The 15,552-nt window shown below is 58.4% G+C and carries 13 protein-coding genes; 1 reads left to right on the top strand and 12 read right to left on the bottom strand.

The window, feature by feature from the left end:
• Window positions 1–35: 35 nt before the first annotated feature.
• The 11 genes from WCS52_00165 to WCS52_00115 are packed head-to-tail and all read right to left on the bottom strand — an operon-like array spanning window position 36 to window position 13,443.
• Window positions 36–500, bottom strand: a complete 465-nt coding sequence (locus tag WCS52_00165; protein MEI6165584.1) for a hypothetical protein — start codon at window positions 498–500, stop codon at window positions 36–38.
• Complete coding sequence (dapF, locus tag WCS52_00160) at window positions 497–1,306, bottom strand: diaminopimelate epimerase (GenBank protein ID MEI6165583.1); 810 nt, start codon at window positions 1,304–1,306, stop codon at window positions 497–499. Before dapF ends, WCS52_00165 begins: the two co-directional genes overlap by 4 nt.
• A complete protein-coding gene (locus WCS52_00155; protein MEI6165582.1) occupies window positions 1,266–3,470 on the bottom strand; it encodes a carboxy terminal-processing peptidase in 2,205 nt (734 codons plus the stop codon). The genes dapF and WCS52_00155 overlap by 41 nt, the downstream gene beginning before the upstream one ends.
• The gene (locus WCS52_00150) at window positions 3,467–4,177 is read right to left on the bottom strand and encodes an ABC transporter ATP-binding protein (protein MEI6165581.1); all 711 of its coding nucleotides are present in this window, start codon (window positions 4,175–4,177) and stop codon (window positions 3,467–3,469) included. The genes WCS52_00155 and WCS52_00150 overlap by 4 nt, the downstream gene beginning before the upstream one ends.
• Window positions 4,170–5,393, bottom strand: coding sequence for an ABC transporter permease (locus WCS52_00145; protein MEI6165580.1), 1,224 nt, complete (start codon window positions 5,391–5,393; stop codon window positions 4,170–4,172). The genes WCS52_00150 and WCS52_00145 overlap by 8 nt, the downstream gene beginning before the upstream one ends.
• 16 nt (window positions 5,394–5,409) lie before the next feature.
• Window positions 5,410–6,867 (bottom strand): lysine--tRNA ligase, encoded by a 1,458-nt coding sequence (lysS, locus tag WCS52_00140; protein MEI6165579.1) that lies wholly within the window; start codon window positions 6,865–6,867, stop codon window positions 5,410–5,412.
• A gap of 5 nt (window positions 6,868–6,872) precedes the next feature.
• A complete protein-coding gene (locus WCS52_00135) occupies window positions 6,873–7,838 on the bottom strand; it encodes a DUF2092 domain-containing protein (protein MEI6165578.1) in 966 nt (321 codons plus the stop codon).
• Entirely contained in the window at window positions 7,835–8,347 is a 513-nt protein-coding gene (locus WCS52_00130) for a PaaI family thioesterase (GenBank protein MEI6165577.1), read from the bottom strand. Before WCS52_00130 ends, WCS52_00135 begins: the two co-directional genes overlap by 4 nt.
• 3 nt (window positions 8,348–8,350) lie before the next feature.
• On the bottom strand, window positions 8,351–8,863 hold the full coding sequence (locus WCS52_00125; GenBank protein MEI6165576.1) for a LemA family protein: 513 nt from the start codon (window positions 8,861–8,863) through the stop codon (window positions 8,351–8,353).
• Between the two features lie 12 nt (window positions 8,864–8,875).
• On the bottom strand, window positions 8,876–10,261 hold the full coding sequence (locus tag WCS52_00120; protein MEI6165575.1) for a UDPGP type 1 family protein: 1,386 nt from the start codon (window positions 10,259–10,261) through the stop codon (window positions 8,876–8,878).
• 26 nt (window positions 10,262–10,287) lie between these two features.
• Window positions 10,288–13,443, bottom strand: coding sequence for a tetratricopeptide repeat protein (locus WCS52_00115; GenBank protein ID MEI6165574.1), 3,156 nt, complete (start codon window positions 13,441–13,443; stop codon window positions 10,288–10,290).
• Between the two features lie 154 nt (window positions 13,444–13,597).
• Here WCS52_00115 and WCS52_00110 point away from each other — a divergent pair, with 154 nt between their 5' ends.
• Window positions 13,598–14,161 (top strand): Hsp20/alpha crystallin family protein, encoded by a 564-nt coding sequence (locus WCS52_00110; protein MEI6165573.1) that lies wholly within the window; start codon window positions 13,598–13,600, stop codon window positions 14,159–14,161.
• A gap of 68 nt (window positions 14,162–14,229) precedes the next feature.
• Here the strand turns inward: WCS52_00110 and fabF are convergent, their stop codons facing one another.
• On the bottom strand, window positions 14,230–15,468 hold the full coding sequence (gene fabF, locus WCS52_00105) for a beta-ketoacyl-ACP synthase II (protein ID MEI6165572.1): 1,239 nt from the start codon (window positions 15,466–15,468) through the stop codon (window positions 14,230–14,232).
• Window positions 15,469–15,552 lie beyond the last annotated feature (84 nt).

Genomic DNA, 15,552 nt, shown 5'->3' with positions numbered 1-15,552 from the left:
AACCATCAGGGCGGGGGCCGGTGAGCGGCCCGCCTTTACTGCTTCAGGCGCTCAATAACCTTGAGTGAGTCGCCGACAAATTCCAGTTTCAGCACGGGATAGTCCTCAAACCCGCTCCGGCTCACCCACATCGTGTCATAGGAGTGATAAGGGCGTCCGGCGCGATCCCGGTACCAATACCCCGCATTCGAGGGCTCATAGCGGCTGACATAGCGCGAATTCACATAGGTCCAGATTTCGGTTTCACCGACTTCGGAAGTCCGGACATTCACCTGCCGGGGCAGGCCGAGGGCCAGCCGGACCATATCCCGGCTGAACCCGATCGCGACCTCACCCTTTTTAACCTTCGCCTGAACTTCCGGAGCGAGGGTCGCAAACAACCGGGGGTCTTTTTTAATGCGACTGTCGGGCGTACTGACACACCCCGCCGCGCACGCCAACAGGCCCAATACGGCCAAGATGCTGATGTTAGATTTCATATTGGAAGTGGCGGTTTTCACGGCGCATCGAGTTCTCCCGTGAACACGTAGACGGCGGGCCCCAGCAACGTTACACCCTGGGCGCCATCCCCGGTCAGGACAAAATTCACCTCCAGCACATCCCCCCCCGCGCAGGTGATCTTGACGGGCGGCTTGACCCATCCCATCCGCCCGGCAATCAAGCCAGACGCAACCATACCGGTCCCACAGGCCAGGGTTTCCGCCTCCACCCCGCGCTCATACGTCCGGACTCGCAACGAAGAGGGGCCCGTGACGTGGATAAAATTCGCATTAGTCCCCTTGGGCGCAAAATCCTTGTGATACCGGACGGACGCTCCGGTTTTGGCCACATCTTCCCGGTCCAAATCCTCCAGCGGCATGACCACATGGGGCACCCCGCTATTCACAAAGCCATAAGGACGTTTCACCCCGTCCAGTTCAAGCATCTGATTCAGGCGCCACTCCTTTGGCGTGGTCATCCCCAGGCGAACCTGATCCCCCACCATTTCGGCAGCGATAATCCCGGCGCCCGTTTCGAATCTCATGGTGGCCGGCGCCACCTTGAGATCATAGGCCAGGCGGGCCACGCACCTCGCCCCATTGCCGCACATATCCACTTCACTTCCATCGGGATTGAAAAACCGCATCGTGAAGTCGGCTTTCGTGGAGGGCTGAATCAAAATCACGCCCTCACAGCCCACCCCGGTCCGCCGCTGCCCGATCGATGACAACCAGAACCGGTCTGCGACCGGGGCCGTTAGCTTCCGGTCATCGATGAGGACAAAGTCATTTCCAGCTCCATGCATTTTCCAAAACGGGATTTTCATTATTATGCTCCTTTGCTTTCCACACACGCATGATATCCGCCAGTATTCTGGTGGACTCCTTCAGTACCAGATCCTTCTCCAGTGTCCCGGCCGGCGTTCCGTCCCCATCGGACTCATTCTCCCCCATGGCCTCATCCTGAGCCTTGTCCAGCACCTTCTCTTCACGGGCCAGCGTAATCCGGTCCTTCAGGTTCAATGAAATCCCTGAGATCGTCTGATGCGCCTTGACGCGCTCAATCACTTCATGCTGCGCCGCAAAACGCGGATCCTTCGCACGACGCGCCTCTGAAGCCGCTCTCAGCTGGGGAAGCACTGTCGAAAGATCCGTCACCGGACTGTAGCGCGCCATGCTGATCACGGTCCAGGGAATCGCATGAGGCAAGAACTCCTCCCCCACATCCAACACATCCAACACGGACGGAATGTGGATATCCGGCACCACCCCCTTCAACTGGGTGGATCCCCCCGCCACCCGGTAAAAGGAATGAGTGGTCACCTTGATCGAGCCGAGCGCGGATTTGCGTTCATCCAGCGGTTGCCACGACTGAACCGTTCCCTTCCCGTGGGTCTTCGAATCGCCCACAATAACGGCCCGCCCATAATCCTGCAGTGCGGCCGCCAGAATTTCGGAAGCCGAAGCGCTTCGCCGGTTCACCAGCACCACCAGCGGTCCACGGTAGAGGACATCCGGGTCCGGGTCCTGAAGCACCTGCACCCCCCGGCTTTCCCGTACCTGAACCACCGGCCCGGAGGTAAAGAACAACCCCGTCATCTCCACAGCCTCGGCCAGCGAACCCCCACCGTTATTCCGCAGATCCAATATGATGCCATCCACGTTCCGGGCTTTCATATCAGTAATGATACGCGCCACATCCCGGGTCGAACTCTTGAATTCACTGCCGCCGTTAATCCGGTTCTTCATGTCTGCGTAAAATACCGGCAACCGGATCACCCCCACCTGATTGGTCGACCCGCTGTCGTCCAGGACGGCAAGCGTCTCACCCTTGGCCTCCTGATCTTCCAGCTTCACCTCATCACGGACCAGGGTAATCTTGGACGTCCGGGCCCCGGTAATGTCGGAGGCCGGAATAACGGTCAGGGTCACTTTACTTCCCTTCTTGCCCCGGATGATCCCCACCGCCTTGTACAGGGGCCAGTGCAGAATATCCACACTCTCGCCCTTGTCCTGGGCGACACTGATGATTTTATCACCCGGCTTGAGGCGGCCATCCCGGGCCGCTGGGCCGCCGGGGATGATTTTCTCGATCTTGGCCGCCCCATCCTCACTCTGCAGCAAGGCGCCAATCCCGCCCAGCGACAATTTCATCCCGATTTCAAAGTCATCACTGGAGCTGGGCGTCATGTACTCGGAATGCGGATCATACGCCTGGGCGAACGACGTGAAGTACCGCTGCAACACAAACTCCGCATCACTGTCCTCCAGCACCATGAGAAACTGCTTATAGCGTTTCCGGAAAAACACCTCAGGGCTCAACTGGGCATCGGCATCGGATGCACGTCCCAGCGCCGTCCCGTTCGTGGACGCCGTCCCGCTCTTTGCCGCCGCCGCGTCCGCCCGGGTCACGGCATTGGTCTTCTCGTTCTCGGCCAGCTCTTTGGCCACCAACCGCGCCACATACTCATTCTTGACCTTTTTGCGCCAGAGCTCATCCCATGCCGCTTCATCCGCCGGCCAGGGGACATCCTTGCGCTTCCAGGTGAAGGTTTCTTCCGTGGTGCAATCAAACCCCTTGCCGATTAGCAGGTCGGCATATTCGACCCGGTTACGGACCCGCTCCTTGAACCGCTCAAAAATCCTGAACGCCAGCGAGACATCACCCTGGTGCAGGCGTTCAACCTGTAGCGGCGCTTCATGCATGAACGCCTCGACGTCGGAGGCCAGGAAAAAGGTGCGGTCATAATCCAGCATCGCCAGATAAAGTGCCATGGCATTGGTGGCAATCCCCTCATCCAGGGACTGATGCGACAAATGCAGCTGCGGCATCACCTTTTCAAAACATTTCGCCACTTCCGCCGCCTGGACGTCCGGATCCATGGGCTTCGAAGCCGCACACGCCGGCATCGCATACCACCACCCCGCCAGGATCATCAGGCCGAGCATGATCGCGCCCCCCACTACTGCAACACCGCGTTTCATCGTCATAGTACTCCCGCCTCCTTCACATCCACCACACATCCGTCTTTCATGCGAATCACCCGGTCACACCGCTTCGCAACGTCATCATTATGGGTCACCAGGATCAGAGTATGCCGCCGCTCCTTCGTGATTGAAAACAAACATTTTAAAATCGCCTCACCGGTGACGCTGTCCAAGTTCCCGGTGGGTTCATCGGCCAGCACCAGTTCCGGCTCATTCATCAGCGCCCGGGCCAGCGCCACCCGCTGTTGCTCGCCCCCCGACAATTCCAGCGGCGTATGCCCCAGCCGATCGGACAATCCCACCGTCCCCAGCAATGACTCGGCCCGCTGCCGGTGCACCGCACTCGCACGCCGCCTGCTCCAGAGCGCCATGGTGGGCAGCAGGACATTCTCCAACACATCCAGTTCCGGCAGCAAATGGTAGGACTGAAACACAAACCCGATATGACGCGCACGGATCAGGGTCCGCTCCCGCGGCGTCAGCCGGTACAGCTCCTGACCCTTAAACCAGATCGCCCCCTCCGTCGGCTGATCCAATCCACCCAAGGCATGTAGCAAGGTACTTTTGCCTGCGCCGCTCGGGCCGATGATGGCCACCGTTTCCCCGGGACAGACCGCCACCGAGACGTTTCTCAACACGGTCAAGGGGCGCCCCCCCATCAGGTAGGTCTTGGTAACCGCCTCTGCTCTGACGATGGACGGGTCATTCATGCCGTAAGGCCTCCACGGGATCCAGCCGGGCGGCACGCCACGCCGGAATCAGGCCCGCCAATGTACAGATCACCACCACCGACCCGGCCACCACAATAACATCCAGCGGTGCCGTCCGCGACGGGATCTCGCTCAGCCGGTACAACTCCTTGGGGAACAATTCCAGATGAAAGGTATCTGACAGCCACCGGAGCAAATCATTGCGGTAATGCAGCACCAGTAAGGCGGTGCCCACCCCGGACAGGGTTCCCACCATACCCTCGATCCATCCCTGCCAGAAGAAGATCCGCATAATGCTGCCCGAGGGAAACCCGATCGCCTTGAGCAGGCCGATCTCACGGGTTTTCTGCACCGTCACGGTGATCAGGGTGTTGGTGATCCCGAAGGCGGCGACAATGGTGATGAAGATCAGCAGAAAGAACATCATGTTTTTCTCGACCCTGAGCGCGCTGAAGATCTGGCGATTCTGCTCCATCCAGGTCGTGATATAATACTCGCCGCCCAACTGGGCACGAATGAGTCGCGCGACCTCCTGGATCCGATAGGGATCTTTGGCCATCAACCGGATGGAGCCAACCCCGTTCTCGAACCCGAACAGCGTCCGGGCCTTTCCGGTTGAACAAAACATGAACCCGGAATCATACTCCCACATACCGATCTCGAAAATGCCGGACACACGGAACTCTTCGGGCAGGGTAATCTCATCCTTGTTCACGAAACTGGCGGGGGAATTGATCAGCAATTTATCACCCACCCCCACCCCGATGCGCCGGGCCAGGTCTGCCCCGATCACCACGTCCTGCCCCTTCACACTAAAGATCCCCTGCTTCACACTCGCAGGGATCTGACTGACCGCCCCCTCCCGCGCCGGGTCAATCCCCCGCAAAAAGGGGGTATAAATATTCCGGCCATGCTGGACCACCACCTGACCTTCAGTAGAGGGGGCCACCCCCGCCACGCCCTCCAGCCGCGCCAGCTGATTCATCACCTCTTCTTCTTCCGTCACCCCCCCGGGGGCCGTCACCGTCAGATGGGCGTTAAACCCGAGGATTTTCTCGCGCCACATGTCATCAAACCCGGTCATGACCGACAGGACGATGATCAGAACGGCAACACCGAGCAACACGCCCAGCACCGAAATGATCGTGACCACCGAGAAATAGGTCCGCTTCGGCTTGAGGTACTTCAGCGCAAGAAATAGGGAAAAGGGCATCATATCCGGATTTCAAATCTCATATTTCAGATTTCAGATCTTCGCGCGGTTTTAACTGAGGGAACAAGATCACGTCGCGAATCGCCTCACTCCCGGTGAGCGTCATCACCAGGCGGTCAATCCCGATCCCCATTCCCCCGGCCGGAGGCATCCCATGCTCCAGTGCCGCCAGGAAATCCTCATCCACTTTCTGGGCATCTTCCCCGGCCTGCGCTTCGAAACGCCGGCGCTGTTCAAGCGGGTCATTCAGCTCCGAGTACCCCGGCGCAATCTCCTTGCCCCCGATCACCAGCTCAAACACATCCACCACCGAAGGATCATCCGCACACCGTTTGGCCAGCGGCACCAGCTCAACCGGAAGGCGGGTGACAAAGGTCGGGTTCTGCAACGTTTTCTCGATCAACTTGGAGTAGACTTCCTGGGTGATCTCATCGGTGCCCCAAGCCGGATCCACATACAAAGCAAGCGCTTCGGCCTTAAGCCGCATAGCCTGCCGGTCCAGCGAGAACCACTCCGCACCCATCCGCTCCATGACCAGATCCCGGTACGCCACCTCGCGCCAGGGCCGTGTAAGATCGATCGGCGACTCGGCACTCCCCACCATCAGGGAGCCCATCACCGTCCGGGCAACCTCTGTAATGAGCTCCTCGACCAGTTCCTTCATGCCACGCATATCGGAATAGGCCTCATAGACCTCCATCATCGTAAACTCCGGATTGTGGGTCCGGGACAGGCCTTCATTCCGGAAGTTTCGATTCAGCTCAAAGACCTTGTCAAAGCCGCCCACCAGCAACCGCTTGAGATACAATTCCGGGGCAATCCTCAGATACATCCGGCAATCCAGGGCCTCATAGTGAGTGGTGAACGGCCGGGCCGTGGCCCCGCCGGGCTGGGACTGCATCATGGGTGTTTCCACCTCCTGAAATTGACGCGCACAAAGCTGGTTCCGGATTTCACGGACAATCTGAATCCGCTTGTTGAACACGTCACGGACCCCGGGATTCGCAATCAGATCCAGATACCGTTGACGGTACCGCTGGTCTGTATCCTTCAACCCATGCCACTTTTCAGGCAACGGCAGCAAGGCCTTGGACAACATGGTCCACTTCGCAATCTTCAGGGTCGGCTCGCCGGTCCGGGTGGTGAACAGGGTGCCTTCCACCCCCACATGATCACCGAGGTCAAGTAGCTTGAAGGCCTCAAAGGCCTCGTCGCCGAGGGTGTTTTTCTGGGCGTAGATCTGAAAGCGATCGGAACCGTCACGAAGATCGGCAAAAATGCTTTTCCCCATGTCACGCCAGGTCGTGATGCGGCCGGCCAATGAAACCGGCCGGTTCTCCTCGAAGCCCGCGCGGACTTCAGCCAGCCGCCCGGTCCGTTTGAACGCACCCCCGAAGGGCGAAATCCCCTTGCCGGCCAAGGCTCCCATATTTGACTTACGCTGCTCCACAAATTCATTATCAACATGTTCCGCCATGACTATCACTCCCTGTTTTCCGTCTTCTCGCCCGCTTTGGGGCCATTTTTTTCCTTCATCATAGGCGGCATCGGCAACTCGGCTGCCTCCTCCTCGCCCCCCTCAAACAGTGACTCCGCCTTGCGCGCTCCGGGGGGCGGAACAAACTCAAAGGTGTCAGCGGGAAGGATCCCATCCACCACCCAGCCGGAGAACCGGTTGAACACCAGCATTTTCATGCCTTTCGGCGGTGCCATGTCCCCGGTCATCCCGGAAAAACTTTTCGCCATATCACTCACCACCTGCACCACCACCGGCTTGGGTCCGGAAGTTACCCACAAATCCCAGTCAAACTGGTCCTGCACGAACCTGACATGCTCACAGTCCATCCCCTCGATCCGCTCTTTCCCGACATAGGTGGCAGAGCCCACTCCCTCCATGATGGCCGCATAGATATCATTCACCAGCAGGTTGTCGACAAACAGCATATTGCCGGCCATCGGACCGACCCCTTCGGCCAACTGTTCGACCTGTTTCGGGGCCTCCCGTTCCTCAAAACGGTTCAGACTCAACGCATAAATATACAGCTTTTTCCCATTGCACACGACGGTATTACCGGTCATCCCCTTGACATAGCGCAAGGCCAGACGATTGGGTTTTTCGGCAGCGAGCTCATAGACTGCGGAGATTTCCTGCTTCATCCCCTCCATCTCCGTATTCACCTGCAATGCCACCGTGCATTTGAATGATTTGGCCGACTGCAAATAGGCCGCCATCCCCATCAACACTTTCCCCACCTGAGGATCCGGAGCAATGGCCGGAACCCCCGCAACCACAGCCGGCGCCGCCGTGGCCACCAGACTGACTGGGGCCGGATTGGTTACGGGAACGGAAGGAAGAATCACGACGGGTACAGGGGAATTGGATTCCGCCGCCGCACCCACCGCTACCATCGCCACCATAGACATCCAAACTAAACTTCTATTTCTCATATTGTTCCCTCCTCTTTCCCCTGCAAAAAAGGCAATTGAATGGCCTCAGGGCTTTCGACAAAATCTTTCAGACACATATGTAATCCCCCGGCCGGCATGGGAATATATTTCCCGACGGCCGTCGCCAGCACCGTTTGCCGGTCATCCACAATCCGGCCTTCGGTCTCCACCAGGCGTGACTTCGCCCTGACGATCCACCCCTCCACGCGGATGGACTGCCCCGCCTGAATCGGCTGCTGCAATCGCACGGTCAGTTCGGCGGCCACACACGCGCGCTTAAAGGCCAGAATGGCGGCCCAGGTCATCACTTCATCCAACAGGGTCATCGAGATGCCCCCATGCACCAGGTGGCGATATCCCAGATCCGCCTGACGGGTCACATGGGTCAGCACCACCCGCTCCCCCTCCACGCGGGAGCGCCCCTTCAAGCCATGCGGGTTATCCTCCCCGCAAACGAAACACGTTTTGGTCCAGGGCAGGATGCCCTCCGTATACTCCCAGTGTTTCATAACTCAAAACAACTCCGCAAACTTGACCACGCCCATTGACGCCAACACCCGGCCAGCCCCCCGGCGCTGGAGCGCGTTGAACAACTCAACCTGCCGGTTGTACAGCCCTTTCAGCAACTCAATCCGCATCTCCTGGACTTTGACCCGGTCACGCAATGACGAGAGCATCTCCAGTTCATCGACCGGAGCGCCGGTATCAAGCTGGACGAATACCCGGCTGATCGCAGCTGATAGCCGGCCCTCCGCCTGCGAACACTCCGGGACCCCTTCCACATTCGCCGCCAGATCACAGGCATTTCCCAGCACATCCAGAACCGAGGCAACACGGGTCGGAACTGCCGCGACAATATACGGGATCATCTCCCGCCGCTCCAGCAGGGCCTCCCGTAATTCCAGCCAGGCCTCCTGTATTTGACCGCGGGCATACCGCAACAGCTGAAAGCCCTGGGCGACCCACAACAGGCCTCCCAGAAGCATCATCGTCATCAGTATCAGCAAAACAGGTTGCAGCATCATTCGTCCTGACCGTTACTTCAAAAGCACATCGCCCTTGATCTCAAATCCCTTCGGCAACCGCGCCGCCAGCGTTTCCGCATCATGGGCATAAACCGGATCCACCTCCAGCTTCACCGCCACCCGCCCTGCCGCATCACGCGGCACCTTGACCCCGCACCGGGCAAACCAGCCTGCAAACTTTTCAATCATGGCCGCCCGGGAGGATGCAGGGGAATCATTCCCTTCCGCATTTTTCACAGGGGCAAACTCATCCTGTCTCAAAAACTCCAGAATGAGCGATTCCTTCGCATCGGGAAGCGCATCAAAAATGAACTTTTCGAACTTGCAGGCATTCGGCTTCTCCGGCTTGATGGTCACCCCCTTCTCGTCACAGAAGGCCACTTTCTTGAACGCCTGGTGCAAGGGCAGCCCGGCTGATGTCTCGCGCACCAGGAAATCCAACGAGAAAATATGGATGGCCACACTGCCGAATTTCAGCACCAGTTCGCCGTCGGACTGCCGCGCATTTTTCTGTTCCTCGGTCAGCTCGATATATTCAACCACCGAACAGCGGCCATCGCGGATCACGGTGACCCCAAGGCCTTCACCGGCGTCGCGTTTGGCGCAGACCTTAAGGGACATGTCCGCTTTGCGCTGAAGATGCAAGCCGACAAACACCGGATCGGCAATATCCACCAGCGGGTTATCCACCTGGAAATAGTAGAGCGTGGTCAGCTTGCGGGCCTTCATATCGGCCAGCATGCCCCGCCGCTCCAACGCCGCCATGATGCCGCCATGCCCATCCGGTGCGGCAAACAGTTTATCAGGCGCTTCCAGGATGATCCGGCCGTCCGGCAGGAACGCCGGGAGTGTCCCCTGGATAAAGAACTTCACCCGCTCCGCGCTTAACCCGAAATACCGGTTCGATTCAAAAAAGGCGCGGGTATCCGCATCATTCCCCTCACTCGTCATGATGTAAAAGGGGATCCGGGCCTTATAATGCTGCTCCAGGGCGAGAATTTTACGGGCATGGATCTCAAACAACGACGCCTGCGTGATTGGCGCCAGACGGTAGGTGCCTTTCGGGCCATCGTATCCCAGCCGGGTCCCCTGCCCGCCCGCCACCAGAATCACCCCCACCTGACCGGCTTTCAAGGCCGCCTCGCCCACCGCACGGGGCGCCGCCACCTGATTGGGCGCGAGCGATACCACGGGAGCAGGCTTCACGGCACCTGTCGCCACGGCCGATTCTCCTCCTGCCTTCAATAGCGCCTGAATGCGGGCGATGGTTTTAAAATCCAGGGCTTCAATCTGTCCCAATAAGGAGGCCTGCTGCGTTGCCGTCAAGCACTCCCAGAACTTCAACACATGCTCCTGCCCGTACTGTTCCAACACCCGCTTTGCGTCTTGATAGGTCATGTCTGCTCCTCGTTCCTGTTCCTGCCTTATTTCTGACGGACACGTCGACTGATCTGCCGGAGTTCATCCTGTTCCGCCGGGCTCAACCCCGCAGGGTGCCCCAGCAGATTTTCCGTCAGCTCCGCCGCCTTCCCAGAATCGCCTTTTTTATCATACAGCACCGCCATATGAAACTGAACGGAGGTGGATTCCGGCTCCAGCGACAGTGCTTTCTGGAACGCCTCGCCTGCGTCGGCCCATTTGCCCCGTTTCATCAGAATCATCCCGAGTGTGTCCCAGCCGACTCCCATTTTATCATTCGTTTTCAATACGGAACGAATCAGCGGCTCAGCCTCATCCAACTGGCCCTTCTCCTGCAGAACCCAAGCGAGGTCATTCATCACGGATGGATCCTTTGAGCGGGCCAGGCTTTTCCGGAGTGAGTTTTCCGCCTGGGTATACTCCTTGCGCTCCAGCTGCATGGAGGCCAGGACCTGATTGGCAAAGGGATGGCCGGGATCCAGCAATAACAAGGAACGGATATGTCCGCCTGCCCAGTCGCGCCGCCCTTCCTGAACATCCAGCCGCAACAGCAGATCCAGCAGGAGCGGGGTGCCGGGCCGCATCACCAGCGCCTGATCCAGATAAGTCCGGGCCTCAACGGGCCTTGCCCTGCGCAAGGCAATCTGGGCCAGCACCACCGTGGTGATGAAATCCTGCCCCTTCGCCCGGGTCAGCTTCCGCTCGCATTCGTCCAGCCCCTTCTCGTCGTTTTCCATCATAAAGACCCCGGCCAGCAGGGCCCAGGCGGAAGTCATGCCGGGACTCACATCCACCAGCTCCTGCAAAATAACCCGGGCTTTTCCTGGCTCGCCGGACGCCAGATGCATGACGGCATATTCCATTGCAATCCGCTCCCTGGGCACCCCCGCCTTTTGAGCCCGATCCAACAGTATCCCGGCCTCATCAAACTGGTTCTTGCGGGCGGCCAACCGCGCCAATGACAGCAGAACGCTGGTATTCCCGGGTTCTTTCTCGAACAGTTGCCGCAAAATCTCCTCACCCGCCGCCGACTGGTCCTGAGCCAGATAGGCCATCGCCAAGCCCTGACTCAACTGATCCTTCCGGTCCGGCGCCAGCTCAATGGCCCGCTTATAGCCAGCCACCGCCATACCGGGTTGCCCGGAAAACGCCCAGCTCATCCCGAGGTTGGCGTAGGCTTCAGGCATGCGGACATATCCATACACGCGCGAGAGCGACCAGATCTGGAACTTCTGTTTAATCGTCTTCAGGAACTCCTTGAATTCCTGCCTGACCGCGTCCGCATCTGCGGCCGCATAGCCCCGATCCAGCATAGTCATCTGATTCAGGAGCGCACTGATGTTCCCGGCATCCAGCGCCCGCGCCTTGACATAGGACTCGTACGCCTGCTTACGCTGGCCGGCGTCTTCCATCAGCACCCCCAAATTATTGGCCACCATGCTGAGATGCCGCATTACATTTGCCGCCGGATAGGCCAGCAGGGAATCTTTTTTGGCAAGTGCGGCCAGTTCTCCAATAAACGGCTGGCCCCAAAACTCCTGATGCCGCTTCCAAAGCGCCTCCACATCGACCTCCGACAGGGCGCGTACCCCGGTGAAATGGACGCAGTCCGGCACCGGTTGCAGGGCGGCGGAGACCCATAAATCGGGGAAACTCATGAAAGAGACCTGCCGGGAAAAATTAGTATCCGCGTCCATCCACTCCCGGATGAAGGCCAGTCCGTCCACTTCCGCCAGACTCTTCATTCGCACATTTTCGAATGAGCGGGCGATCTGCTTCATGTACAGCGCGCTGTTTCCCTGCTGGAGATTCAGCAGGTGCAGGGGAATGCCCTGCTCCCTGGCCGCCAGTTCGATATTGCTATCCATCATTCCATCCGTCACCAGCCAGGTCCGCCCGGCCATCGCCTGCGCCACCGCCCCGGCATACTGGTTCAGTGCGCCGGCCGGACGGGCATCCGCGGCGGAAAAATTGAGCCCTGCCGCGACGATCGCCGCCGCCAGAAGCAAACCGCCCGGGAGACTGCCCCCATATTCACGAAACCATAACTTACCGCGCTCGTCCTCCTCGGCATTCTGGAAAAACAGGTGAGGGAACAGACTCCAATACGCGGTCAGGTACCCGTAGCAAAAGGCCAGCAAGACATAAGGCGTCACCAGCACACGCCAGGGCCCCAAAATACGCCAGGGCGAGAAAGGGGCATTGAACGCGACCGCCAGCACCACGGCCGTAAGACTCAGGTGCAGACAGTACAGCCCCCAGTCCCGCTCCTCGTTCAACCCGCGCCGCGCCACCACCAGCACCGCCAGCCAGGGCACAATGCCGACAATAATCACCAGCAGCCAGCCGATTTGAGGCAAACTGGAGACAATCAGGTGATATTGGTTTTTTACAACAAAAGAGAGGGCCACCCAAAAGCCATGCCCTTGATTCAACTCAAACGCATTACTGCCCTCCAGACGCCAGGCGGCGGGGACATACAGCAACAGTCCGAGCAGCAGGCAACCGCCGATGGGAAGCACACGGCCCCAGCGGAGATCCCCATTCATCCAGAGGGAGAGCATCACCGCGGCCAGCACCAGCGGGGCAAACACAATCAGGGTTGTAAACTCTATCGCAAAGGCCCCATATAAAACGGCCAACACCAGCCCCACCCTCAGCTCAGCCCGTCGCATAAACGTCAGCAACAGCTTTGCCAGAACCAGGAGCAATAGCAGATCAAACGCCGCCGGATGAAAGCGATTGGCCACATACCAGAACGGCATGGAGCCCATCAGGGCCACACTGCCGACCACGCCCGCCCATAGTGAGGCACGGCTGGCCACCCCTGCATTCTGATCGTTCACCGGAATCACGGCCCAGACGACATCGGCCATTACCCGGAAAAAGAGCGCCACCGTGGCAGCGGCACATACCGCGCTCAGGAGATTTAACCGGTAGACGAGGGACCCCAACGGCAGTTTCCCCACCCCTTCCACCACCCAACTCCAGAGTAGATGCGAAGAGGTTCCCAGGGGATTCAGCCCCAATTCTGTCATCATCAGGCTGGCGGACTCCCCCGGGTACGCGCCCCGACTCAGCGTGGTGACATATAACACCAGGGCCATGATGCCCAGCAAGGGGCCCATTCCCACATACAACTTATTTCGTGTGTTTGCCATAGGTCCTATAGATTCGCCGATTTACCCAAAAGAGGCAAGAGTGAAGCGGGGCCGAGTTGACAGCCTGTTATGAATGCGCGATAATTCCCGGTGTAGGGAAGAAACAAGAGTTCGAGTCATGCGGTGACTCACGCATAACAGAAAGGAGGGTGCCATGAACTCGAAACACCTAGTCAAACAGGAACTCAGGAAGCCCCCAATGGTGAGGCGACCGACCCCAAAAACCTTGGCCAAAAAAGACCCGGAGAAGGTCCCCGTCGTCTGGGATAAGGTTTTCAGGGATGAATTAGCCCTGGAACGGAATATGGACCGGATGTTAGACGAAATCTCTGAAGATTTCGGCATTCGCCCCATGTGGCTGTGGGAGGAGCCTACCTCTGCAGTTTTTACACCTCAAGTCGATATCCAGGAGACCCCTCAGGCCATTCTGGTCAGGGCGGAACTTCCCGGAGTGGAGAAGGATGACCTTACGCTCCGCCTGGAAGGGGATACGTTGAGGATCCGGGGCGAAAAAGCCTCCGAGAATGAGAAGCAGTCCAAACAGTCCTATCATTTTGAACGGTTCTATGGATCGTTTGAAAGGGCCATCCCCCTTTCAACCCCTGTGGACCCTCAAAAGATCGAAGCCCGCCTGAGGAACGGGGTACTGTCCATTACGCTTCCGAAAACACACTCAGAAAGGAGGCATGAACGGAAGATTGAGGTTAAAGCGGCCTAAAAAAATGAGGCGCGGTCCGTTCCCGGGCCGCGCCTCAACAAGGATTTCGAGCTTGCCAATGGGTTAAATCAAATGCGCTTCAGCAGAAGCGAGGCATTGTGACCACCAAACCCTAGGGAATTATTCAGGCAGGCGCGGATATTAAACTCACGAGCCTGGTTGGGGACATAGTCCAGATCCAATTCCGGATCAGGGGTGGTGTAGTTCATTGTCGGAGGAACTATACCCTTCTGGAGTGCCAGGGCGCAGATGATGGTTTCCAGTCCACCGGCGGCCCCGAGCAGATGCCCGGTGACCGACTTGGTGGAGCTGACCATCACCTTTTTAGCTGAGTCACCAAAAGCCACCTTTACGGCATCCGTTTCGCTCTTATCACCCACGGGGGTACTGGTGCCGTGCGCATTGATATAATCGACCTGATCAGGCATCAAGCCGGCTTCATTCATGGCCTTCACCATGGCCCGCGCGCCGCCTTCGCCACCCGGAGAGGGGGCGGTAATGTGATTGGCGTCGCAGGTGGCCCCGTAGCCACCGACTTCAGCATAAATTTTCGCTCCGCGCTTTTTGGCGTGCTCGTACTCTTCCAAAACCACAATGCCCGCACCCTCGCCCATGACGAACCCATCGCGATCCTTGTCAAACGGACGGCTCGCATGGGTCGGATCATCATTCCGGGTGCTCATGGCGCGCATGGCGGAGAACCCGGCAATACCGAGCGGACACACGACGGCTTCGGTACCGCCTGCCAACATGATATCGGCATCCCCGTACTGGATCTGACGCGCCGCTTCACCAATGGAGTGGGTACCGCTGGCGCAAGCGGATACAACGCAGAAGTTGGCGCCTTTCAGGCCGTGCTCAATCGCCACCAGACCTGAGGCCATATTCACAATCATCATCGGAATCATAAACGGAGAGCTGCGATCGGGACCGCGGTTCAGCAACACACTGTGCTGATCCTCCATGGTGATCAAGCCACCCACCCCGGAACCCACCATACAACCGGCCCGGAAGAGATCTTCATTGGCAAACTGGATACCCGAGTCATCAACCGCCATCTTGGCGGCAGCCACGGCGTAATGACAGAACGGATCCATCCGGCGCTGCTCTTTTTTAGGAATGAACTTATCAATCTCAAACTCAACGACTTCACCGGCGATCTGTGTAGCCATGGCGGAAGCGTCGAATTTTGTGATACGGCGAATGCCAGAGGTTCCACTGATCAACCTCTGCCAGAAGACATTGAGGTCCGACCCCAACGGCGACACCATACCCAAACCCGTGATAACTACTCTTCGCTTTTCCATAGCCAACTCCTTGTAATTCATTCCGGCTCAACAACTAAGACGGAATCGGGGAGATGTTGCCATCTCCCCGATTCCACGCAACTT

The organism is bacterium (assembly GCA_037128595.1).
GTDB lineage: Bacteria > Verrucomicrobiota > Kiritimatiellia > CAIKKV01 > CAITUY01 > JAABPW01.
Note: the sequence above shows the minus strand (reverse complement) of the source record. Positions and strands in the feature narration are given on the sequence as shown.